This window comes from Bartonella sp. SL317 (genome assembly GCF_059687655.1).
In genome coordinates, this window is the sequence record NZ_CM185144.1 from 389,142 (window position 1) to 413,393 (window position 24,252).

General features: G+C 40.9%; 16 protein-coding genes. 2 read left to right on the forward strand and 14 right to left on the reverse strand.

Features of this window, described 5'->3' with window-relative positions; translation table 11 throughout:
* Nucleotides 1-1,131: 1,131 nt before the first annotated feature.
* From AC6ER9_RS01850 to AC6ER9_RS01860, 3 genes are all read right to left on the reverse strand, one after another.
* Nucleotides 1,132-1,887, reverse strand: coding sequence for a DUF4167 domain-containing protein (locus AC6ER9_RS01850; RefSeq protein ID WP_497074748.1), 756 nt, complete (start codon nucleotides 1,885-1,887; stop codon nucleotides 1,132-1,134).
* A 2,821-nt stretch (nucleotides 1,888-4,708) separates the two neighbouring features.
* A complete protein-coding gene (locus AC6ER9_RS01855) occupies nucleotides 4,709-5,152 on the reverse strand; it encodes a hypothetical protein (RefSeq protein WP_497074749.1) in 444 nt (147 codons plus the stop codon).
* A 3,107-nt stretch (nucleotides 5,153-8,259) separates the two neighbouring features.
* Complete coding sequence (locus AC6ER9_RS01860) at nucleotides 8,260-8,760, reverse strand: hypothetical protein (protein ID WP_497074750.1); 501 nt, start codon at nucleotides 8,758-8,760, stop codon at nucleotides 8,260-8,262.
* Between AC6ER9_RS01860 and AC6ER9_RS01865 the strand changes: the two genes are divergently transcribed.
* On the forward strand, nucleotides 8,674-9,282 hold the full coding sequence (locus AC6ER9_RS01865; RefSeq protein ID WP_497075254.1) for a pentapeptide repeat-containing protein: 609 nt from the start codon (nucleotides 8,674-8,676) through the stop codon (nucleotides 9,280-9,282). The genes AC6ER9_RS01860 and AC6ER9_RS01865 overlap by 87 nt on opposite strands.
* A 1,357-nt stretch (nucleotides 9,283-10,639) precedes the next feature.
* Here AC6ER9_RS01865 and bgtC read toward each other — a convergent pair.
* The 11 genes from bgtC to AC6ER9_RS01920 all read right to left on the reverse strand — a co-directional run bounded on the left by bgtC (nucleotide 10,640) and on the right by AC6ER9_RS01920 (nucleotide 23,684).
* A complete protein-coding gene (gene bgtC, locus AC6ER9_RS01870; protein ID WP_497074751.1) occupies nucleotides 10,640-11,644 on the reverse strand; it encodes a gene transfer agent tail collar protein BgtC in 1,005 nt (334 codons plus the stop codon).
* Complete coding sequence (gene bgtD / locus AC6ER9_RS01875; protein WP_497074752.1) at nucleotides 11,641-12,780, reverse strand: BaGTA-type gene transfer agent maturation protease BgtD; 1,140 nt, start codon at nucleotides 12,778-12,780, stop codon at nucleotides 11,641-11,643. Before bgtD ends, bgtC begins: the two co-directional genes overlap by 4 nt.
* Nucleotides 12,777-13,247, reverse strand: a complete 471-nt coding sequence (locus AC6ER9_RS01880) for a hypothetical protein (RefSeq protein WP_497074753.1) — start codon at nucleotides 13,245-13,247, stop codon at nucleotides 12,777-12,779. The genes bgtD and AC6ER9_RS01880 overlap by 4 nt, the downstream gene beginning before the upstream one ends.
* A 330-nt stretch (nucleotides 13,248-13,577) precedes the next feature.
* Entirely contained in the window at nucleotides 13,578-15,041 is a 1,464-nt protein-coding gene (gene bgtE / locus AC6ER9_RS01885; protein ID WP_497074754.1) for a gene transfer agent protein BgtE, read from the reverse strand.
* Nucleotides 15,042-15,531: 490 nt separating this feature from the next.
* The gene (locus AC6ER9_RS01890; protein WP_497074755.1) at nucleotides 15,532-16,227 is read right to left on the reverse strand and encodes a phage adaptor protein; all 696 of its coding nucleotides are present in this window, start codon (nucleotides 16,225-16,227) and stop codon (nucleotides 15,532-15,534) included.
* 84 nt (nucleotides 16,228-16,311) lie between these two features.
* A complete protein-coding gene (bgtG, locus tag AC6ER9_RS01895; protein ID WP_497074756.1) occupies nucleotides 16,312-17,430 on the reverse strand; it encodes a BaGTA-type gene transfer agent major capsid protein in 1,119 nt (372 codons plus the stop codon).
* Nucleotides 17,431-17,923: 493 nt separating this feature from the next.
* Nucleotides 17,924-18,697, reverse strand: coding sequence for a hypothetical protein (locus AC6ER9_RS01900; protein WP_497074757.1), 774 nt, complete (start codon nucleotides 18,695-18,697; stop codon nucleotides 17,924-17,926).
* Between the two features lie 1,025 nt (nucleotides 18,698-19,722).
* Nucleotides 19,723-21,633, reverse strand: a complete 1,911-nt coding sequence (bgtI, locus tag AC6ER9_RS01905) for a BaGTA-type gene transfer agent portal protein BgtI (RefSeq protein ID WP_497074758.1) — start codon at nucleotides 21,631-21,633, stop codon at nucleotides 19,723-19,725.
* A complete protein-coding gene (locus AC6ER9_RS01910; RefSeq protein ID WP_497074759.1) occupies nucleotides 21,618-22,976 on the reverse strand; it encodes a PBSX family phage terminase large subunit in 1,359 nt (452 codons plus the stop codon). The genes bgtI and AC6ER9_RS01910 overlap by 16 nt, the downstream gene beginning before the upstream one ends.
* A 106-nt stretch (nucleotides 22,977-23,082) precedes the next feature.
* On the reverse strand, nucleotides 23,083-23,274 hold the full coding sequence (locus AC6ER9_RS01915) for a hypothetical protein (protein ID WP_497074760.1): 192 nt from the start codon (nucleotides 23,272-23,274) through the stop codon (nucleotides 23,083-23,085).
* 266 nt (nucleotides 23,275-23,540) lie between these two features.
* A complete protein-coding gene (locus AC6ER9_RS01920) occupies nucleotides 23,541-23,684 on the reverse strand; it encodes a hypothetical protein (RefSeq protein WP_497074761.1) in 144 nt (47 codons plus the stop codon).
* A gap of 237 nt (nucleotides 23,685-23,921) precedes the next feature.
* Between AC6ER9_RS01920 and AC6ER9_RS01925 the strand changes: the two genes are divergently transcribed.
* On the forward strand, nucleotides 23,922-24,152 hold the full coding sequence (locus AC6ER9_RS01925; RefSeq protein WP_497074762.1) for a hypothetical protein: 231 nt from the start codon (nucleotides 23,922-23,924) through the stop codon (nucleotides 24,150-24,152).
* Nucleotides 24,153-24,252 lie beyond the last annotated feature (100 nt).

Sequence of the window (24,252 nt, forward strand, 5' to 3'; positions counted from 1 at the left end):
TGCGTTCCCTTACTGTATTCGTACACACCCTTTGCGTCATATCCATAAAAATCAAATTGAAGAGGATCGCTATTCTTGGCTCGAGAATATGAAAAGCACGTGTGATGCTACAACAGAATTTCGCATGCCCTTATCATCAAAGGCATGAGAAATTTTAAAACACGCATTTGCTCTCTCGTAATGCTTTCTTTTTTCTGCAACCGATCACGATCCTATTCGTAAAAAATATAGATTATATATACAACAAACTATACTTACAGCCTGTCCGTATGACTTTCACTTTCATTTATATGGAATTGACTCGCTCAAAAAAAACAATGCCCCTTACGAGATGCTGTCCCCCTCCTAAGACATATAGAGACACGTAGAGCGTGCTTATCATCGTATTGATTATTTAGAACGACATCCCCCTATCTACAGCACCCGTATCTATAGGGATAGTATTCCCTTAAGAAAAATGGGCTGAGCTCCATTAAAAGATTTTTAACCTAGCTGCAAAGAAACAAAGCAAGCTGTTTTTTTATAAAAGAACGACCTCTTAAAAAACATGAATAAATATACGAACGCGATTTTTTCTCTATATCCTCACACCTATTCCAAGCCAAGAGATAATATTTTTTCTCACTCCCCTACATGCAAGAACCCATAAAAACACAAAAAATGAAAATTAAAAGAAAGCGCGAGCAGCTCCCCTTGAGCCCCTATAACGCATCACTCTCCCCCACGGACATGACAAGCGTTTAAACAACATTCTTGCGGCTTAAACATTTTCCTCTGTTTCAATATTGGCCACTTGGGCGACGACGTGTTTTCCTCTGTATCACCTCACTTAATTTAGGCAAAAAATGAAAATTAAAAGAAAGTGCAAGCAGCTCCCCTTGAGCCCCTATAACGCATCACTCTCCCCCACGGACATGACAAGCGTTTAAACAACATTCTTGCGGCTTAAACATTTTCCTCTGTTTCAATATTGACCACTTGGGCGACAACGTGTTTTCCTCTGTATCCCTTCAGTTAATTTAGGCAAAAAATGAAAATTAAAAGTAAAGCGCGAGCAGCTCCCCTTGAGCCCCTATAAATCATCACTCTCCCCCACGGACATGACAAGCGTTTAAACAACATTCTTGCGGCTTAAACATTTTCCTCTGTTTCAAGATTGGCCACACGACGACGACGTGTTTTCCTCTGTATCCCTTCAGTTAATTTAGGCAAAGAAGCAACCTCTTCTATGGATGCGGTTGCATCCCCATTTTTAGAGCTTTCTTCTACTGTAAGTGAAAGTTCAGGAGGTGCTTGATCTTGAGTCCGCACAGTCCGTCGACGGGGAGAACGGCGCGTTTTCTTGACCGGTTCAACAGTTTCCTCACCAAGAGCGTGCTCTTGATCTGTTTTTTCATTCGATAGAGCTTCTAAAGCATTTTCACGCGCATCACCATTTGGCACCTTGGCAGATTGGTCATGACCATTTTTTTGCGACGGAATCTGTAATGCCTCTGTATCATCCTCGATAATATCCTTTTTTTCACCTTCAAGATTTATATCACCGCATTCCTGCTCATTATTTTCATTACGATTATCATCACCGCGACTTTCATCACGTCGAGCAGATTGAGACATTTGCCCAGCTGTCGCTAAAATAATACGCAAATAATGCTCGGCATGTTGTAAATAATTCTCTGACATCACCCGATCACCAGCACCTTGTGCATCACGCGCAAGACTGATGTATTTATCGGCAATTTGCTGAGCATTCCCGCGAATTTTAACATCCGGACCGCTACTTTCATAATTACGAGACAACGGATTAGGACCGCGACGATTATTATTGTTGTTATTATTATTGTTATTATTGCGACCGCGTACTCGTCTATTTTGTTGTGGCCTCATCTTTATCCCTTTTTGGAGTGTGTGTATTAATTGACTCTTCATTGCATTAACTTTTTGATAATGCTGATCATGTTTAACATACGCTTATCAAGCTATCCGCGTTTTATTTCACTCAAACGAACCCTACTGATATTGATAAAAGCATATATTTTCTTGAAAATCACAAAAACGGCAGGGAAACCATAAATCACAAATTCCCTATTTCCCTGTCAACCAGCAGAAACCTAGTGATATTCATATTAAATGCCAAGTGTTTTTTTTAAAATAAACTGTTTTTTTTAAATAAACCATATTTCACTAAAAAATAACTACCTTGTGGAAAACAAAAAGGAAAACATACATAAAATATACCTGACACAAGGAAAAACCTCCGCCAGAGAACATTCAAAGCTTCTCTTTTTTGCTCTAAAACCACCGCTCCTAAAAACGCTGATATCCTCTACCCCTAGTGCCTTAAAAACATAAGCACTTTTATCCCAACGAGTCACTGCGCGAACCTCTATTCTACGAATATAGCCTCTCTTCACCGCTAAAGCAACCCCACTGCACGTAATTAGCTGTAATCACTTCACAAAGCCCCTTAGCTCTTATAGATAGATTAATATAAAGTATTATTCAAGCCCTATAATCACGAAAGAGGTCTCTCTTCTCATCCTAAATAGATTAACAACATAATCAGTTTCTAATAATCAGTTTCTATTTTACCTCCATGAATTTTTAAGTTAATCACATCTTTTAGTTTACAACAAAATAAACTTAAAATAAAAATATTTAAACACAGAAGAGTATTAAATGATGAATTATAAAAAAACAACCAATAGATTATGCTTGCTTAAAAAACAGCTTTTTCTCAAGAAAAAATGCCTTCTTCCAAAATCTATCCATAAGAACGGTATGGTGCATCTCTTTTCCTATTCTTTCAAATAAAGAAAATGAGGAGGGAAAAAACAAACCCATGCGCAAAACCAGAGCAACGCTTTATGCATGGGGCATGCCTTAATAAGTCTATGACCTTTCAAATAGAAAATATTTTTTTTACGCATTTGTGCTATGCCTATTGACTTATTTGTCATATCTATTGACTGATCGCTCTTACAAGAACGAGAATTTTTAAATCCATGCTATTCTATCAACAATCCCAATATTTATATCGTATAATAAATTGATTTATACAAAGAGTATTTATTTTTTGTGTTAAGTTAAAAAATTTCATACCGTAGGATTTTTTTCATTCTAAATTGATTCTCTGTTCAATTAAAATCATAATTGTCCCGTTACACGCAAGAAGAGCCGACCTGAAGTAAAAACAGAGAGAAAAACTAAAAATTGCCTCTTGTGGATCATTTAAAGAATCAAGAGCTTTTGTCATATGAGAGAGCAAAATATATAAAATACTAGCGTACCCTTTATATGAATCATGAAAGAGAAAGAGGCTCGATAAATTTTACCCCTTCATAGAGACATTCCCCATTCACGAAGCAGCAATGAACTTGAAGGCAATCTATCTCTTTAAAAAAAGGCTCGTGAATTTGTTCCCCTCAAAGGCCCCCGCAAGTGCTCCATAAAGCCCCCCAAATGAATTTAGCCCAAGTATAATATGATTTGTGTTATTCTGTTTTACGAGAGCAACGTGACCTTTAAAAGTCACGGGATCAATAAAGGCGGTCCGTAACCTAGGACGGTCTTCACGGGTCCAGCATTCCCTTTTATGAAACATTGAAAAAGAAAGAGGCTTGATAAATTTTACCCCATTCACGAAGCGCTGTCGCAAAATGAGCTTCCTACGCCTGTATTTTCTCTTAAATGAAAAACCGCAACAAATTCTTCAGAATCTTCATCACCCCCCCCTTAAATATTTCAAAAAAAACATCCATGCCCGTATATTACGACAGTTTAAATGATAGAGATTGAGGGAGTCGCTTGAGATAAAAATTGAAACAGATAAGAACTCTACGCGCTGTTTTCAGCTTTTGTATGCCAGATGGCAACGTGGGTATTGCATCTCTTGAGTAATCTAATCTCTAAAACCGGCAGACAGCCTAATTTTAGAAAAATATGACGTTTTAAAGGGGTAAATCAGTTCTCATCTTTATCGTCAATCTTTCAGCTTTACGTGCTTTCAAAAGCATTCAAGGCAATATCTTTTAAAGAATCAAGATTACCGATTGCCTTTTATTTATGACGTGTCTAAATGAAATCATGGCCTTCATGTAAAATAGAATGCCCAAAATGGGAATATAGGTATGTTGCATACTCACAAGCTTGTTTTAAAAAAGACGTCTCTCAAAGCGCACGTCCCCCCCATTTCATAGCGCCGCTCATGAAGGCTATAACGCGTAAAGCCCCATGAAATAATATAAAATCCCCCCACGGAAAAATATACAATTCCCCCCACAGCATAAGATACAATTCATGAGTCCCACCATATTTATGTTTATGAAGGAGCAAAACCGGATCCCCTCACACGACTTGTGCTAGCCTTTGAGTGTTGCGAACCATCCTTTGGCACTTTTCGACGATTCATAAAACGGCCTTTATTATTGTACCGTTTTTACCCACAAGCCTACCCCGCTTTTGACGTGCGAGAGATACGTTTTTGTTTGTTTTAACAAAAAAACAGATTTTTAAAATGAGAGAATCTTACGATATTCGGGATTTTTCTGACGCCGTATAAGGTAGTGAGTGATCATTATAAATCAATAACTTTTACAAGTTAAATAGCGTCTATTGGTATAGAGGCAGAAAACAATGAAGCGCTTTTTATCTTTTCACCAAACCTCATATCTTTTGACTTTTTACGTACATCCTTATATGTATATCCTTAAAAGTAATGACGCCTTTTACCTTTTTCGTTATCTTTTTCATTGAGAAAACAATCTCGTAAGAGAAAGTAATTCCCATCTCCGGGTCGTACCATTGTCAAACATTGTTTTCTTGCAGTCTCCGAAAGCTTATCCCACATTTCACGAATAGCAAAATAGGCCTCACTTTCCAAATTAAGGCAATGTTGATAAACTTCTCTTTTCATATCAGGCATCACGGAAGCAGCAATTTCCTTACAATACACGCGCATATCAAAGACAGGAATAGCTAATTCAACATGTTTTTGTTGTATTGTTTTTTTATGAAAAGAAAAATAACTCACCGCCTTTGCAACAACAAAACACAAAATCACGATACCAAAGAGTATTATGCAAACAAAAGCAATCTTGCGATATAACCTTTTGAAATAAGCCTTTTGTCTTGCACGGATTCTTTTTTCCATAAAAACTATACCCTTTAAACATCTCCAGAAAAGCTTTTTACAGCAAAAGTTAAGAGAAATATCTGTGTACACAATACAGGGGATAACAACAAACAATCAAGACTCTTAAAAACTCTTTTTTTTTCTGTACGATGATAATATTTACACTATTTTTCACCGTATAAAATTTTTGTAAAAAACCTCCCCCTTTATGAAAAAATAGCGATTATAATTTTCTCTCCCCCCACTTAAAAGATAAAGATTCTTCATTCATCCCAATCTGTAAATAATTCATCTTCGTTAAGATGCATCCCATTGATTAATAAAGATTGATTGATAAAGAATGGTCATTATTTTTGCCTGTTGAATGAGAAATCAAAATATCATAAGATTCTCTTAATTTTAAAAATCCGTTCTCTGTTGCATCGGTCAAAGCCACTTATTTATACGTTACAAGCTGGGCTGACCTATATATTAAAACTGTACAAGAAAAATATGCCTCTAAGCGTCTCAAGTTCTAAAAGGCTTATTACAACATTGAAAGCTGGAAAAATAGATGAAAGCGCCAGCATACCTTTTTATGAAACATGAAAGAGAAAAGATGCTCCATAAGTTTTATACACTTCATGAGGGAGCCTAATACCATTCACAAAACCCCTCGCGAAATGAGCTTGAAATAAGGATGGCTCTTTCAAGGCTTATTGCAACATTGCGGGCTGAACAAATTATTTAAGAGCGTTCGGGTTTACCATAAGGATATGATCTTTAAAAAAGACACGCAAGAAACAAAAATGCAAGACATGATTTAAAAGATATGGATAATTTTAAAAGTCGTAAAGCAAAAAAATGCAAACAAGACGCATAATTCTACGCCTTTATATTTTCAATGAAACTGTCTCCCCACTTTACCTTTCCCCCATGCCCTCTCTCATTCTCCCTTAAATGAAGGAATAAAGATTTTTTAACGCTTCAACAGCCCTCATAACCACCAATACCAAGAAACAAAAACACCTCTGCACTTTTACTTTACATTCCCCTATTGGGGATAAAAACACACAAGAATTTAAAGTTTTCATTGCAAAAGGACATCACCAAACGACAACAATGAGAATAATATCCCCACCCTTCTTAATGACAGAGATGGCATCCCCTTGACTGTGAGACAATAAAAAACCGCACCATTAAATAGCGCGGCTTATGAACAGAGATATAATTTAATAAAATACAAAAGAAATCGGTAATAAATACTTATACACAAAATGTATAGTTATTGCAATAGTTTTAATTATACTGATAAAAAGATTCCAAACGAGTATAAAACATGGGCTATGAAAGAACTTCTTATACATTCATTTGCATGAAAAAAGTCTACGGTTTTTCTTATGGCTTTAACCATAGAAAGAATAACGCTTCTATTGAAGATAAGTAATTTTCAGTAACGCATCCTTTAAAATAAACGTATATTTTATAAATTAAAACACTGTGTCGATTGTTTTTCAAAATACCCCATGCGTAAACACGTCATTTAAGAACAATACATTGATTTATAAAGAATGGTCATTATTTTTTATACTGAGTAAAAAACAAATATCGCAGGATTCTTTCATTTTTAACCCAGTTTCATCAAGCCAAATCATGTCTCTTACCAAATCATATTTCTTACAGGTCACAAACTGAGAAGACAGAGAGAAACTGTACAAGAAAAGCCATAGCTCTTATGAAAAAACGTCAAAGCTATCACAATATTTTTGGGAAAAAATATAAGGTTTAGATGCTGATTGATAAGCAGGAGAAGGAGAAGAAGCATACACGCCCTTAGAAAAGCTCTGAGAGCACCAGCATCCTCTTTTCTGAAGCCTAAAGAAGAGAAAACCCATAAGTTTTATACATTTCATGGCAGCTTTATCTTCATTTACGAAGCACCAACGTGCTTAAGCGCAAGATATTGCTTTAAAACAAGCCCATAAATTCACACCTCAAGTCGATGAGATTTGGAGCGTTCTCATTTTACATAAGTTCCCATTAGAGCGCAAAAAACAAAAGCGTGCGGCATCCTCTTCATGGAAAAGATATGGATAATTTAAAAGTCGTAAAACCAAATGATAATAGTAAAGATGAAAACTGGTTTTCTTCCCTTTACATTCTTCCTAAATAAAATTTTCTCTTCATTTTAGAAATTACGCAAAGAGAGGGGATTAGTGTTTAGCTTTCATAAAACTCGTTCTTTTATGCTTGTAAAGGCGGATTTTTCTTGACTTTCATTCACCACCTTAAAAGACGACGATTTTAAAAATCGGATTTAAAAATCCAAATCGGATTGATTTATTATTCTAGCGAATGACCTTTGGCCTTCCTGCATGAATTTCACTGAAAGTTTAAAACTAACCAATCTCGCCTTAAATATTCAGGACACCTTAGAAAAACACTTCTTGTATCAAGAGGGTTCTTACAAAATAAGAAAAGCTTATATCATCACAGTTCAAAGAACACTATTTTAGCGCATAATCAGAAGTAAGACAAATAAACAACCGGCTTTACACCCTTCCCGACTTGTACACCCTTGTCTTAGAGAAAAACAAATGCAACGCAAGCCTGCTCCCGTCCTAAAACTTTTCTCCCCTCGCTAAGAAAAGACACAATGACACGCCTTTTTTCTTACCGAGATTGTTTTCTGCTTTGATCTTTTTGGTCATTAACACGTTCTTTTATAGGACCTTTATCCCATTAAAATAACCACAAACAACTATTTATCTCTTTGAAAAGAACATAAAGACAGAAAATTTTTTATAAATTTAAAACCATCGAAGAGCTCTACAAAAGCTTTTTCAAATTATTGCCAATTCAAATTGTTGCAACATTTTTTTACTTTTTACAAACGCCCTGCGTTTCTGCTGAAATAAAGCTTCCTTTTCTCTAGACTCCCCAATCCCTATGGACTTTCCTCTACGCTCTTTTTATAGAGCCTTATTTTTTAAACGATATGATAAGAAACTTTCCCGACAACAACGTTTAAGATGCTCTTTTTATCAATTTTTGACATTTTTAAAAACATTTCAATTTCATAGAAATTTTAAATCTCACCGAAAATATTAATAATATATCACTTCAACGCAGGCAGATTGTTCTGATCACTCTCTTTTATTTTTCTGATTTAAAAAAGAAGAAATACCTCCAGAAGCCTCAATAGTCACGTTTTTACCAGTACTCATGGATATTTCTGACGCCTTTAATGATAAAGGTTCTGAAACAAAAGATCCATAATTTATTTTGGACGTTTCCTGTGCTACCCATTGAGAAACAAAGTTGCTCTTATCCACAGAGGCCTCTAGTTTAATTTCTGGTACCCCCATCTTAATATCTGGTATGGTTATTCCACCACTCACAAGACTATTCATACTGTTTTTCCCCTCTTTTTTTGCATTTTGTTTCTTTTTGACATTGGCAAGATCGTTTGTATTTAACTTTTTTTCTAAAGCATCCATACGCTTTGAAATTTTTGTCATCTCTTCATATACTTTTTTCAACAAAGCATTCAAAGGAGCATGCCCCATTCTTCCGCTGGCATAAAGAACCACACGAATACATTCCGGATCATCAATATCCGCAATAGAAAATGGAAAAAGTGCCATTATCCCCCCTTTTTTAAACAGCCCCATGGAGCATTTGAATATCTTTTTTCTTTACATGGACTTTTCATTGACCTGCAAAGAGCCTGCCTGCAAAGAGCCTGCCTGCAAAGAGCCTGCCTGCAAAGAGCCTGCCTGCAAAGAGCCTGCCTGCAAAGAGCCTGCCTGCAAAGAGCCTGCCTGCAAAGAGCCTGCCTGCAAAGAGCCTGCCTGCAAAGAGCCTGCCTGCAAAGAGCCTGCCTGCAAAGAGCCTGCCTGCAAAGAGCCTGCCTGCAAAGAGCCTGCCTGCAAAGAGCCTGCCTGCAAAGAGCCTGCCTGCAAAGAGCCTGCCTGCAAAGAGCCTGCCTGCAAAGAGCCTGCCTGCAAAGAGCCTGCCTGCAAAGAGCCTGCCTGCAAAGAGCCTGCCTGCAAAGAGCCTGCCTGCAAAGAGCCTGCCTGCAAAGAGCCTGCCTGCAAAGAGCCTGCCTGCAAAGAGCCTGCCTGCAAAGAGCCTGCCTGCAAAGAGCCTGCCTGCAAAGAGCCTAAGCTTTTGAAAAAATTTCCTTATTAAAAATTTTTACAAGATATTTTTTAAATTATAGTCTGTTTTCCACCTAAAAAGGTGTTTTCTCCCCTTAAAATCCAAAACCTGAAATCCCCAAAATGTATAACAACAGGGTATCCTTTATTGACGTTCCCAAAAAGACAAAGCCAACCTCACCGATCTTTAAACAGTGCCAAGCAACAAAAGTGCCAATCGACAAACAAGAGTCTATCAACAGTTCAACTTCTTGGGTCTCGTGGGATTCCACTTGGGATTTTTTCTTCAAAGGCTCTCTATCGCCACAACCTTAAAGGAGAATATTTCATGAAACTTCTGAGGAAAAATATAGCTGTTAAAAATACGCACACATAAAAAAACAACGCATGCATAAAATGGAGATCTGACAACGCTAAACAAGGGCATTTTATGACACAACCAGCTGATTGTTTGAAAGATTTTCCCCATATTACTCTCAGTCGATTTTTAAGAAATGACCTGACACAAAATGGACATAACCCAAAAGATAGTTTCACTTCTTATCACGCGTTAAACCCCATTGCCAATCTGCTTGAGTAAACCAATCACCCATTTTGCAAGCAAGAGAAAGAAAGCTTTATTTTCCACCCTTTCAATGCCCCATCCTCCCCCCTTTTAACGCTTTAAAAAATATTAAATATATTCATTGACCGCCTCCCCACATTTTAAAGGATAACGATTTTTCCCCTATCCGTTTATCAATAATCTAACTTTTCAGATCTCGTAAAATCCCACTTGGGACTTCCTCTTCAAAAGATTTCACCAACTGAGCATTGATGTATTTGGCTTGCATAAAGTTTTATGGGCTTTAAGCTCTATGAACAAACCCTGCCCTAAATCTTTTCTCTGCAATATTTCATGGATCAAGCTGTTTTACTGATATCACCGCCTTGATGGTGTTTTAAGGATGAGACTTTAAGAACATCATAAAATAAAATGATCCATGCACTTTTTCTCATCTTCTCATCATTCATCAAAGCGCTAAGCTCAAGAATTTCTAAACAATATAGCACAATACAACTAAGAGAAAGAGTGGATAAAAGCTTTGATTTCTCATCCCAAAAACGCTCTAAATATAAGGAAGATTTTTCATCTCTCTTTACCCCCACCCTTCAATGATCATTCTCTTGCTCCTCGCCAAGAAAAGTAAAGAGCTTCCCTGATACCTCTTCAAAATAGGCTCTATAATAAAACACAATAACAAAGAGAGAGAGATGTTTTTTCTAAAGCCCCGCAAAACTTTCTACACACTCTATGCGATAAGGCTTTTTTCTCATCCCAGATATTTTTCAATCATTTTTATCTCTCTTAAAGCTTGCATTCTTAGGTTTTGATGGCATAAACCACCGCCATATTGACGGGACGCGTTTCATCACCCCCTGTTTTTTGCAACGAAATCTTATGTTCATGCTCTCCCGCTTCTCCTGTCAACCAATTATCATCGATAACAATAGCTGTATATTCCTGAGTTTCACCCCAGCCGTGCTTTATAATATAGTTTTTAGACCTAGACACACCATGCTGGTGTTTACCTGCCGCATCTGTTTTTCCTTCATGGGTATGGGCTTTAAAAGACCCTTCTTGTTGACTGCCTAAGAGACGTCCTTTATCAATTTTTCTCCCACTATCGAGCCCCCGCAAAAACATTCCCCGCAAATCAGGAACATTAAATGTTGTTTGCCCATCTCCTTTTCCCCATGTTTCCCCCAAAACAGCAAAGAGATTAGCATAGTTCTTTCGCGAATATTCTTTACCATCACACAGCAGCCACCCAGAAGGTATTTTTTCACTCGCAAAAGTGCCAATAAATCCAGATGAAAAAGATTCCGGTAAAGGAGGAAAAGGCGGAATTTCAGGAAGCTTTATGGTCGGATTGGTTAAAAACCAGCCATCAGCATTTTTCCCAGCAATATCACACGTATAGACGAGTTCATAAAGCCCTCCCTTTTGGATTTCTCCCCCCTTTAAAGGCACAATACCTTCAGGCGTTGCCATATAGGTTGGTTTTGGCGGCAATTGATTTAAAGAAACATTGGTTATGCCTCTATTGACCTCTTGTGCTTTAAAGCGCACCACAATGCCTTCCATATAAGTCTCAAAAAAAGACTTTGTGGACAAACGAAGGGATGTGCTCTTATTCTCCTCATCAACCGTAAACTGTGTTTCAATCACGCCCCCATTATCCAACAAATATTCTTTAATCCGTTGCATCATAGCGCGCGCACTATCATTGACTGAACTGGGGGGTTGCCCTTCAGCCCAGTTTATATTCTCATCGGCATAAGCATTTTCTGATGCGATGATTGACCAATTATAAATAGAACTCATAAAAGACACTCTTTTTTTAAAAAAGGAAAACGAGAAAAAACGGAAGCAAAGAAAGCCGCAATTCTATTTTTAAATGCCGTCGTTTCCTCCATTTTTATTTTCTTCATTTTCAAGCCTATTTGGTCATAATCCACATGGAGTAATTTTGTTTTCGCATTGACAAAAACAGCTTCCGGCTTCACGCGCAACACATCTTGCGCCATAACGCCCTGATAACGTTGTGGATTTCCTTTATAGTTAAAGCTATAAAGAGGGTAGCCTTTTTTCTCTCCCAGAGGGATAATATTTTCTTTTGCTCTCACATCACAAAGCCCTAAAATTCCTCCGACCAATCCCAGCACTTTTTGGGCATCACTCAACGGATCTTTTGTTACAGAAGGGATTGTTGTGGATTTTCCGGAAGTTGTTCCATAATTTCCAGCCGCTTGTGTTCCCACCTGTAACAAGCGTTCCAAACGGTTCCAATCTTGATTATCTTGTTCTGACCATTTTTGACGCTCAGCATCTAAGATATTTTGACGATTCATATCTTGAATCATCCCCCCTTTTAAAGCATTGCTTTGCGCGTTACTCTGACCTTGATAATAAGCATTTGCAGCATTTGCTTGATCATGCTGCGCGCGATCAATCATCTGGTTTGCATTCATCATATTGCTAATATCTTGATTATATTGCTGCGCTACCGCATTTGTTGCCAAGGCGCCGAGCTCATCAGCGAGCACACCGGTATGGGCTCCAGAGCCATAACGTCCTGCCCCAGACATCGATTGATTAATGGCATCAGATGTTTTATTCAGAGCATTTTGCAGTGCAGCATTAAACTTACTATTGCTGCCAATCCAATTTCCCTTTGCCATACCGGAAAGATTGGCCGCACTATTGGTTGGTGCATTTAACCACTGCGTGACCATAGGATTGTTATAAAGCCCTGCGGCTTGTTGTAAACCCGACAGCGCATTTTTTGTCATATTGCTCAGACCGGCAACTCTGTCTCCCTGATAAACATTTCCCCCAATACCCTTATTATAAAGCTCCTGTGCATCCGCAGTAGCTTGTTTTAGAATACCCGCCGCCCAAGCAGGAGGGGCATTGGTTTGTGTTGTCGTCTGCACTTGCGGTGTTTTTTTTCTACTCATAAAACCAGAACCTTTCTATATTGAATAAGATGACGAGAATATCCGTGATGCGCGAGCCTTTTTGCCCATCCCGTTCTTCCAAACATGTGCAATTCTTCAGCCTTGATTTTTCGTGCCCATTTTTCGACCTCCTCGATCAATTTGACCAATTTCAGCCCTCCCTCTCCAGCCAGATCTGAGAGAACGACGCATTTTTTCCCCGTATGGGCCCTTTCAATTTTCGTTATTGCAAAAGCACTAAATTGGATTTTATTTTTTAAGACCAGCCACAATTGTGCTTGTCCGGTGGCGATTTCTTCAGCAATTTTTTCCAAACAAACATCATCTGGAAAGCGCCGAGCATATTTTTGAAACGCCGCATTAAGGGCCTCTTGATAGGGCGCTATTTTTTCCCAGGACCAATGCTCTGTTAGGTGAGCAGAATACACCTCTTGACAATCTTGACAATCTTGATGATCTTTCATCATGATCTTAGCTTTCTTAAACTTTTCACCCACATATCCTTAAAAAGCCCCCCCTGCAGACTTCACGCATTCCATGACCTCGCGCACAATTTTCAAAAAAGAAGAAAAAGCCCCCCATCCCTTATGTCAAAAGCCCACTATCCCTTAGTATCGCAAGATACAGAGAGCACCTTTTTTACAAAGAAACATCCACCCCACCCTATCGCTTGGATGATAAGGACTTAAGCCTACCACATCGATCCTTTGATCATCATGTCTTGGGCTCACCGCATCTATTCTTTTATTATTGTGGCTTGGGCTCACCGCATCTGTTCTTTTATTGTCATGGCTTGGCTATCGCATGCCGGCGGCCTTCAATTCCACATCAAATCCCGTGACATGAGTCCAATTCATTCCCTCCGGAATGCGCAATTTAAAGCGATAAAACCGTGCTCTTGCGCGACAATGAATTTGTCCGGTATTATAAGAAGGCTGTTTTTCTGGCAACCAAACGGTTTCCTCTTCAAGAGATTGTCGAAAGCGCATTCCCACAGACAAATAATACTTTCCACTATTGACTTGGGGCATAATATTTTTCACCCGTGTTATCATGCCATTTGTCTGCCCCATTTCTTGTGAAGTAACCACACAAGCCATAGGAGACCCCGAAAACGACCCCAGTCTGCCCTGTTGATCAAATGCCCCCAGAATAGGCGATTCATTTTTCCACGCTTTACTATCGAGAGAAAAGGCTAAATCATCAATATTCTGAGCGACAAAATCAAGAGCTTCTAGCGTTGTTCCCGTCAAGAAAATGGGGAGGATCATTTTGATATCCACGAGAGCTTTTGTCCATTTTTGCAACCCCCAATCATAAATGAGCAAGATGCGTTTATGAAGGCTTTCATCGGTATCCACCATCCAATAAACACGATTATACACCCCATCAATCGCCGCAGACATGGTATAAAGATTACTCTGTCTTGATTTAGCGGTCATGGTTCGATCAACTTTTTCAAAGCCAATGGGGATAATCTGTCCGTCATTGGTTATTTGATAAAAACCACCCTCATCGGCAAAGAATGCCAAATCTCCCCGACAAACAATTGATTCAGCATTTTTTGCACCTCGTTTATCGTGAATTTTTTGGAAACTAAAAATAATCTTAGAGCCAGGAATAAAAGACCCAGCATAGATTGCAGAACGCATAAAGATAATGGGATTTGTTGTCTCCGTTGCGCCTTGCACGAACCCGCCATCAGGAAAGTCTTGATAATCACAGCTTTTTTTCCCCACGGTCCAAAATTCTGCATCATTCAATCCCGACCAATGAACCCGTCTTGGATGCTCGGTTAATTTCATCAAACACACGAAATCACCCCAGACGCGAACGATGCCTGCTTGTGGTGGATTTCCCCCTAAATTTCTAAATGCTTTATCATGAATAATATCGATCACTTGTGGTTTATCATTGGCATTCACCGCAATGATAAAATCACCAAATAAAGCAAAAGACCACGGCGCATCGACATTCGCCATATAGGGTTTTCCTTTTTGGCTAATATCTTTCCAGTACATTGTTGTATTATCAAGCAAGAGGATTTTTTCTCTTGTCCCAACAATAATCGAAACGCCATTTTTTGTTTTAACCGCCAGAGCCCCTAAAATTTGTTCTGGACATGGCTCTGACAAAGGTTCAAAACTTGGCATAGGGATATAAGAGCCATCCGCCGGAAGCACATTGACAAGTTCATCGGTAAAAATTCCATTGATATCCGCCACATCGGGTCGATAATCAGCGATTGGGAAAAAAGCCATCAAGCCCCCCATAAAATGTTTGAAAACCCCAGTGCCAAAACACCAAGGCTTGCTCATTAAAACCACAAAAACCCTTAAAATAAAATTTTAAGAGCACAAAATTCAATCAATAACACAACTATAAGTTGATAAAAATGCCTCAAAAAAAGTGAGACCATAGATAATGATAAGCCCACTACCCTCCAGCAGCATCTCACCAAAAATCACCCACACGCTTTAATGCCCATACTTTCCCCATGACCAACACTTCTCCCATGGCCAACATTCCCAATACCAGCCCCCCAATATCAAGCTGAAATCTAGTGACCGACTCCAGTAATTGAGAAAAAGCCTTCAAGCACCCTTAACGCTCGCCCTTTCATGGCAATCTAAGCCTCAGCACTCTTAACACCAGCCTCTCAAACCCCATCCAAATCCTAAAATTCTTCTAGCTCCAGCGCTCATTTAAGTATCCATACCCCTCTTAAGCATAAATATGAACAAGCATTTTTTAAAAATGCATTGGCTGAATCTTTGAAGAATCTTTTCTGCGTGATGTTTCAATACGCAAAGCTTGCAGCTGTTCTTGAAAATCTCTAAAAGAAACGGCCGCATATTCGGGATCTTTAAGGATATTTTTATACAGTTCATATTTTGCGCGTGCTTTAATGAGATCAAAAGCATAAATGAGCCAAGGATTATTATCTTCTCTGAGTTGTTCATCCACCAAATGGATAGGAACGTAAGAAAGCTGTACGGTTTCAACACTTTCTGGTGTTGGAAAGAGCCCTATTTTTTGCTCACTGTACGTATAAAAGCACGGTGTTCCTAACTCAGGATGCCGACCATATTGCTGATGCAACACTTCCAAGGGCTTAAAGAACAACTTTGTTTGCGTTGCATTCTTTGTTGCTAAAAAGACGCTCTCCAGCGTTTTTTCTGATTTAATAACAACGCCCTCTTCTGGCCCATACCATGTTTTTCCACTTTGTGTTTTGAAGGTTCTTTCTTGTTTTTCATTAAAGAAAAAGGGTTCGCGTTCACACAGACGTAAAGCCGTAACAATTGAATCTTGAATTTGCGGAGAATATTCAGCGGTTGTATCGTCAATTTCATCTTGAATAAGCGCGACCATAGAGGCAAAAGTTTTAGAATGATCTGAATATGTAAACTCGCGCGTGTTAGCATCAACGGAGAAAGTGGTCATAAGCCTATCCTTTTTTTGGGAAGCATTTTTAAATCTTTCCCCCAACAAAAAGAATCTGTTGGGGGAAGCAAGTCATCATTTTCTTTAAGCAGGTGCACCATATGTTGGAATGACAATTGTTCCAAAATCTTGAGCCCCTTGCGCACTTCCAGGCAAGGTAAAGCAGGTTTTTTTCATGCCAATAATGGTTTTTGCTGCGACCCCGAATTCCCTTTCATAATCAAAGAGTTCTTCGACCAATTTATAGCGTGTTGCGCCACGATCTTTCCCAAAGGCGATCACAGCACTTTGCGCCCCAAGCAACACCGCACGACGCACATTGGGAACAGCTTTATTGGCGGCTCCAGACTCAACCCCTTCGGTAATATGTTCGGCTTCGCGTAAAACCACACCATTATACATGCCTAAAGATCCATCATAGAGCGGATTTTTGATCCGGCTTCCACTATAGATTGCCTTCGTAATGTCGAGCCATTGCCCCGCATCGGTATTGGTGCGCAATTGCGTTACTTGGGTTGGATGAAGATAAAGCACATAGACACTTTCCCCATCGATGCGTACAGGTCTAATTTTAGGATTGGCCAATTTAGCGCGTTCAACCGCTTTATCGATCAGTTTAAGATCAAAAACATCATTTTCTTTTAGATCTTCATCTTTTGTTTTATTGTTAGGACGCACCACACGTTTATTGGTAGGTGCGGTTGGGGCATTAAAGCCATAATGAACGGGTTTAAGGGTAATGGACCGTCCTTCAAAGTTAATGGATTTTGCGGTATATCCGCACACTTGAATGAAGAACATCATACTCAAACGATCCGCATACCAATCCACCAAACCATTTTTTGCTTCCGTGCGCAAATCGTGGAGAATGCGTTGCTGATCAATGGTGCCCTCATTTTTGACCCGCACGGCATGAACAAGTTCATTAATGGCCAAGCGATCATTGAGAAACTGTAAAGCTTCTTCATTTCCTTCCAAAGTTTGCCCTTCACTGACCCCATCACCGAGCAGTTGCACACGCAAACCAAAGCTAATGGCATCGCCACTTGCCTTATTGGTTTCATCTTTTAACTGTACGATACTGTTTGAATCATTTCCAATCAGTGGCGCAATCGGGATTGCTTTTGAGACTTCTTGATTTAAGAGTTTAGACCATGTGCGCACGGCCATTGGGTCATTAAGTCCGATATAAGTTACAGTCATTTTATCCTCTAAAAGTTTATTGACATAAAAAAACCGGCAAAGTGCCGGATACTCAAAACACCACATTTCATTTCAGATGGTGAATAAGTTGTGTTCTCGTGTGTTTTGTTTTTGTTAGCGTCTGCCTCCCCTTCTATTAAGAGCTCTCCTCACCGCCTCTTTAGCTTTGAGAAATCCCCACCACCACTCACGCAAGCCTCAGCCCACGCATATCCCCTCACGCATTCCCACACCCAAAAGCCTCTCAGGTATTCAGAAAAAATAGCCCCCGCATTCCCCGCGTATCAAAACCCCTTGCACGGTTCCCGTAAAAAGCCTTCCCACGCATTCCCGCACTAAAAGCTCCTCCACATGTTCCCACAAAAAACCTCCCTCGCGCATTCACGCATCAAAAGCCCTTGCAAATGTTCCCACAAAAAGCCTCTCACCACAGTTCCCCGCGCCCAAAGCCCCTCCACATATCCGGCAAAAAAACACCTACCGCATTCTTGTCTTAAAATTCTCTTCCCCCCATTAAACGATTAAAAGCGGCTTTATTTTTAGGCTCAGCAACCCAAGCGCTAAATTCTGCTTCTGACATTTTATCCAGCATATCTAAAGAAACCGCCCCACTGGGTGCCAAGCCATTATAAGCGGCAAGCGTGCGTGCAGAATTGTGTCTTTCCTGTAAGTCTTCCCCCATGGTATTGGAAACATTTGTATAGCCAAAATTTTGTGCAATCGCGTAGATCACTTCAGCCGGATTTTGATTTTTTTGCGCACAATCACGCAAAATCTGTTTCAACTCATCACCAATCCTTGCATCAATATTTTGCGGATCAGCCAACTCCGGATAGAGTGAAGCAAAAGCGGCCAACTGTTTTGCACGCGTTTCATAAATAAAATCGGCTGCTTGATCAAAATCATCATGCTTTTGTTTAACACTGGCAACAGATTGCTGATAAAACGCCTGTAATTGTTCTGCTTCGCGAACTGGAGAAGGTTGTTGTTGTTCACGCAACAGCCCTTGTTTTTGGAGTGTTTTTCCCAACCATTGCATATAGCCCATAAAATCCTTTTGCGGATCTGGTGGACCATCCTGCCCCCCCAGCCCCTCTTTTCCACTGTCTTGTGAAAAGGACTGTTGTTGCAGGTTTTGCTCTTGGAAATTTTCTTGCAAAGCCTTTTCTTCTCTTCCACTTTCACCGGCTTCTCCCTCTTGTATTGAGTCCTGAAAATCCTGTTTCAAATGGTTTTGTTCTGCCGGCGTTAAGTGTTCTTGATCCATGACATTAGCCTTTTCTTTTGTAAAAACAATAAAATGAAATTTTTCCGATAAAACGATCTGTAAGCATTAATCCCCTCAATGCTCTTTGATCCGTTGAGCACCAACAGCTCCAGCCGCTCCACCATACCACCATTCCCCCCACCATACCTCTCCCCCCATGAATGACCATGATGGCAAAATACCTCCCACCACCAATCAATCTCACACCAAAACACCCCCGCCCTTCATCCCCAAAGGGGTAAACAACGCTGCTGAAATAAAGGAGAAACGACAGTGCACGCCATGAGCAACACTGTGCTATAGAAATTTATAAGCCCCCGCTTAATAAGCCCCAACGCTCAATATCCCCTCACCACCAATCCTCTTGTCGCTCAGTAAAATAAAATGCATCCGAAACATCAGCTGAACTCACGCATACCCCTAGCATCCCCCTCCACCATGATGACAAAATACCTCCCACCACTGATCAATCTCACACCAAAACACCCCTGCCATACCCAAGGGGTAAACAACGCTGCTGAAATAAAGGAGAAACGACAGTGCACGCCATGAGCAACACTGTGCTATAGAAATTTATAAGCCCCCGCTTAATAAGCCCCAACGCTCAATATCCCCTCACCACCAATCCTCTTGTCGCTCAATAAAATAAAATGCCTCCGAAACATCAGCTGAACTCACGCATACCCCTAGCATCCCCCTCCACCATGATGACCATAATGACAAAATACCTCCCACCACCGATCAATCTCATACCAAAACACCCCCGCCCTTCAACACCCAAGGGGTAAACAACGCCGCTGAAATAAAGGAGAAACGACAGTGCACGCCATGAGCAACACTGTGCTATAGAAATTTATAAGCCCCCGCTTAATAAGCCCCACCGCTCAATACCCCCTCACCACCAATCCTCTTGTCGCTCAATAAAACAAAATGCCTCCAAGATCACCCATCAGTTAAGCGCCAACATCCCCCACCATGCCCTCCATCATAGTGACCATAATGACAAGATTCCTCATAAAACGTTGTTATTGTTGATCATTTGCACTTTGTAACATCTGCATGATCTGCTCTACGCCCTCGTGATCCCCCATCTGTTTTGCAGTATTTTGCACTACAGCATTTTGTGTTGCGGCATTTTGTTCTTCTTGGAGCGCATTTTGCGCTTTGATCGCAATTTTATGAATAAGGGAGGCTGGTAAAGGTGAATAGCGCAAGAGATCGAGCATAATCTCTGGTGTTGCAAAATTTTGCATCAAAGGAAGCAATTGCATAATCAATGCAAAAGTACGCTCTTTTTCATTGAGACTTGTTGGGGCATCATCCACAACAATATCATATTCCAAACTGGTCACCATTTCGCGTGTGAGAGGAACATATTGGGCATTTTCATCGCCTGCAATACGCACCAACCGCCCATCGGAGAGGTAATTTTGAATCAGATAGAGAATAATTTTTCCCTGCCGTTGTCGATAGCGACGCAAAGCATCAAAAAAGGAAGCCAAAAGATTAAGAGATGACTGACGGCGTTGTTGTTCAAGAATACCCGGCTGGTTAACCGCTCGTGTTCCAATGAATTCAGAAGACAAGCCCGTCACTTGTTCAAGAGCGCTTTTTGCTTCATTAAACAATTGGAAAAAACCTTGCGGAAATTGTGCCACCGGTTTAGGCTGAATTCTGCCCCCAGCAACAGCCCCACTTTTCAACCAAGTAATACTATCAGCGCGAGCCCAACTCTCAAGGGCTTGTCGATCATCATCAAAAGCATCGCGTTCTGCCATAATCCCGCCTTTTGATTGGCTATTAAGCAAATGCATGACTTGACTAAAATATTTATTTGCCCAACGTTGCGGATCTTTTGTAGGGCGCACCAGTCCGTAAAAGTGTCGGCTTAATTTATCAAAAGTACCGGTAATACACTCCCACCCCAATTGACCTGCTGGGACCAAAGGCTTATCGGGTTCTTCAAGCAGCTTTCTGCCCAAAAATGCGCGTTTGACAATTTTTCTGGTCAATCTTGTTGCTTGAATATCGGGAAATTCTTTTCTTAAACTTTGAAAATCACGCTCCAAATACTCAATAAACTGTCCACTTTGCGGCTCGAGTACTTTATAGACCACCTCACGTTCAAACCAGCGACATTCCACCAATGTCACCATTTTAGGTCGTTGAGAACCACCAACCTCTTCTTCCAGATAGGCTCCCTCTCCTTGATACCCCCCTGCCTCATAGCTTTTCGTCATACCATTGCTGGTAGGGTATAAGAACCCCTGATGTTTTACCCAATCGGCATGAAGATCGCTCCAATGAACATGGGGAAACATTTCGGCCGCCACATCCAGAGGCTTTTCATCAATATACCATAAACGTTGTGCATCAATAAGATTAGGCTTAACAGCACTCGCATCCCAGACCATTTTCATAGGATCGAGCCTTGCAATAACGGGGTTTCCTTGCGGATTTTCTTCATAATCAAGGCGCGTATCGGTCCATCCCATTCCGCAAATGATCGCATCTTGAAAAGCATCGGAATCTTCATATTCGCCGTCAGCTTCATCACGAAACCATTCGGCCGCTCCTGTCAAGATCTGGTTGGCAAAGGCTGCGCCTTCTTGTCGTGGAATAAACTGCACTTGTCGTTTATTATTGCGTTCTGTTCCAATGACAGCATTAATCAAAGGTGCAATACGATTAAAAGTCATCACGGGTCTATTTTGTTCGTTCAAGACAGCCAAGTCTTGCTCATTCCATTGTCGCCCATTATAAAAATCATAGTCTTCTTGGGCATTTTTTCGCCATTTTTCGACATGCGCAATATCATCCTGATACCACCCGACAAGTTTTTTAAAGAGCGCTTGCTGTTCAAGCGTTTCGATTTGCTCAAAAGAAGAAGAAGAAAAAGAAGAATCTGTAGACATATTCATTAAAAAGCCATCCATGAAGTTTGAGAACGGTGAGAAGAGCGATAGGTACTTTTTCGTGCGCGCGCATGGGGCTGTTCATAAGCCACACACATCAATCCAAAGGCATCCGCGCCATGGCTTGCCCAATCATGTTCAGCCCCAAGACCAATATTGCGCTGTTCATCACGCTTTTCATGATACCAAGCGAGTGCTTTTCTCCCCGCACCTGTTGTCTCTTCGTTAAACCATAGAGCAGGAAACAAACGCCTTACGGCTTCGATACGCATTTTCACAGCGCCTGTTCCCTGATTAGGAATGATTTTGGTTTGAAAACCGGCTTGTTGCAGCGCACTTTCAAAACTAACATTATAAACACGATCTTTTGTCGCGCCATCATGGGGTAAGACCATCAGTGCCTTTTCATATCCCCTTTGAAAAATCCACCCCACATGCTCTGAAAGCGGTTGTCCTTGTGCTTCATAATAATCGAGCACGCGAATTTCACGTCCGACAAATTGCGCCACCCACAAAGCGGTTGCATCGGCTTTAGCGCCTGTTCCCCCGATATCCCAAAAGATTTTCACCTGTATCAAAGGATCCCGTGGAACGGTGGTAATCCGCCCTTCCATTTGCGCTTCCAAAAGACATTTTTGATAATAAGCACCTTGCACAGCTTGGAGATAGTCCCCTTCCCAAATATGGTTATACTGCTCTGGTCTTTGCTGCAAATCGTCCATTCTATCTCGATTAAGTTTTTCAGGAAATTGCGGATTATCGCGCCAATTAATTTCCACGCCTTTGATATTGGGATTATCGACATTTCGAAAACGTTTTTCCACGGGAGCATTTTCATGGCATGGGTTCCAAGTAACCCATAATTCTGCATTCCAATCGTCTCCCTCTTCACGCAAAGTTGGAATAAGCGTTTGCCAAGCAGTCTCGGTGACCGGCTCCGCCTCATCAACCCAACACAAGAAAACGCGCCCCATTGATTTAATACTAGCAATATTTCGATCAAGACCCGCAAACACATAGACGATGCGTCCATCTTTTGATTTAATATATTTATCGCCGATTTCATAATAGTCTTGAAGAAACGAATAAGCTTCTATGGCGCGTTTAATTTCTTCCAAAGAGCTCTCATTGAGAGAATTTTGAAACTGGCGCGCACAAAGAATAATTCCGCGTTCTCCTGCCATGCCATGGCGATATCCCACCACCGCCGACATCAAAGCAAAAGACCGTGTTTTTCCAGAACCCCGTCCGCCCCAAGCGGCTCGTACATCAGCTTTTCCGGAAAAGATAGGAATAAGCTTTGGAATAAGAGCCACTTGAGCTGTCTGCCCTATTTTTTGAGAAATTTTCTGAACCGTTGTCATGTATAAATTTTCATCACTGAGAATGATTTTTACTCTTTTAAAGAATACCAAGTTTCATCATTTCAGAACCTTTTAAAGAAAAACACTCTTCCCAACAGCGCTCTCTTCATCCTGATACGCAATCCATTGCCTTTCTTTGGGCATTGTCCTTTTTTGCGCATTTCCCTTTGTTTGCATGAAATTCCCCCACCATAAGCCCCCACCATATGCCCCCAAGCCCTTCTCCTCCAAGCACACGAAGCCCCCCCCTCAGACACCGTGCCCCTGTCCCCCACAAAAGCACGGTATCCGCCCCCATTTCAACATTCCCTTACGAAAAGCAAAGCAGACCATCTGGCAAAATCACACCCCTTAGGACAAAGCGCCCTAAAAGGGTTTCCCCCAAAAGGGGTTTCCTAAAAGGATTGCTCAAGCCTTACACTTGTCGCCCCCCAAGGTCCCTCAAAGATAAGATCTCAACACGGCATCTAACTCATAAAAGCCATGCTCTCACGCCCCAACACGCAAAAACCTTTCCACACACACGGAAGCCCTCACGGCCCCTTCACCAAAACTCTTGAAACATCACGCGCTCATCACAAAAGCACGGATAACCTTAGCTTCATACATGCTCCACCAAACCATGCACCAAAGTTCCTCCAAGCACACGAAGAGCCCTCTCAGACACCGTGCCCCTGTCCCCCACAAAAGCACGGTATCCGCCCCCATTTCACCATTCCCTTACGAAAAGAAAAGCAGACCATCTGGCAACATCACACCCCTTAGGACAAAGCGCCCCAAAAGGACTTCCCCCAAGGGGGTTTCCTAAAAGGATTGCTCAAGCCTCACACTTTTCGCCCCCCCAAGGTCCCTCAAAGATAAGATCTCAACACGGCATCTAACTCATAAAAGCCGTGCTCTCACGCCCCAACACGCAAAAACCTTTCCACACACACGGAAACTCTCATGGCACCCTTCACCAAAACTCTTGAAACATCACGCACCCATCACAAAAGCACAGATAACCTTAGCTTCATACATGCTCCACCAAACCATGCACCAAAGCTCCTCCAAGCACACGAAGAGCCCTCTCAGACACCGCGCCCCTGTCCCCCACAAAAGCATGGTATCCGCCCCCATTTCACCATTCCCTTACGAAAAGCAAAGCAAACCACCTTGCAACATCACACCCCTTAGGACAAAGCGCCCTAAAAGGGTTTCCCCCAAAAGGGTTTCCCCCAAAAGGGGTTTCCTAAAAGGATTGCTCAAGCCTCACACTTTTCGCCCCCCCAAGGTT

Coding starts and splice junctions, on each gene's coding strand:
- AC6ER9_RS01925 (WP_497074762.1), top strand. CDS start 23,922: ATGGCACCCTTCACCAAAACTCTTGAAACATCACGCACCCATCACAAA.
- AC6ER9_RS01915 (WP_497074760.1), bottom strand. CDS start 23,274: ATGGGGGCGGATACCGTGCTTTTGTGGGGGACAGGGGCACGGTGTCTG.
- bgtD (WP_497074752.1), bottom strand. CDS start 12,780: ATGAGTAGAAAAAAAACACCGCAAGTGCAGACGACAACACAAACCAAT.
- bgtG (WP_497074756.1), bottom strand. CDS start 17,430: ATGACTGTAACTTATATCGGACTTAATGACCCAATGGCCGTGCGCACA.
- AC6ER9_RS01900 (WP_497074757.1), bottom strand. CDS start 18,697: ATGGATCAAGAACACTTAACGCCGGCAGAACAAAACCATTTGAAACAG.
- bgtE (WP_497074754.1), bottom strand. CDS start 15,041: ATGGCTTTTTTCCCAATCGCTGATTATCGACCCGATGTGGCGGATATC.
- AC6ER9_RS01910 (WP_497074759.1), bottom strand. CDS start 22,976: ATGACAACGGTTCAGAAAATTTCTCAAAAAATAGGGCAGACAGCTCAA.
- AC6ER9_RS01880 (WP_497074753.1), bottom strand. CDS start 13,247: ATGATGAAAGATCATCAAGATTGTCAAGATTGTCAAGAGGTGTATTCT.
- AC6ER9_RS01855 (WP_497074749.1), bottom strand. CDS start 5,152: ATGGAAAAAAGAATCCGTGCAAGACAAAAGGCTTATTTCAAAAGGTTA.
- AC6ER9_RS01860 (WP_497074750.1), bottom strand. CDS start 8,760: ATGGCACTTTTTCCATTTTCTATTGCGGATATTGATGATCCGGAATGT.
- AC6ER9_RS01850 (WP_497074748.1), bottom strand. CDS start 1,887: ATGAGGCCACAACAAAATAGACGAGTACGCGGTCGCAATAATAACAAT.
- AC6ER9_RS01920 (WP_497074761.1), bottom strand. CDS start 23,684: ATGGGGGCGGATACCGTGCTTTTGTGGGGGACAGGGGCACGGTGTCTG.
- bgtC (WP_497074751.1), bottom strand. CDS start 11,644: ATGAGTTCTATTTATAATTGGTCAATCATCGCATCAGAAAATGCTTAT.
- bgtI (WP_497074758.1), bottom strand. CDS start 21,633: ATGGATGGCTTTTTAATGAATATGTCTACAGATTCTTCTTTTTCTTCT.
- AC6ER9_RS01890 (WP_497074755.1), bottom strand. CDS start 16,227: ATGACCACTTTCTCCGTTGATGCTAACACGCGCGAGTTTACATATTCA.
- AC6ER9_RS01865 (WP_497075254.1), top strand. CDS start 8,674: ATGCCCCATTCTTCCGCTGGCATAAAGAACCACACGAATACATTCCGG.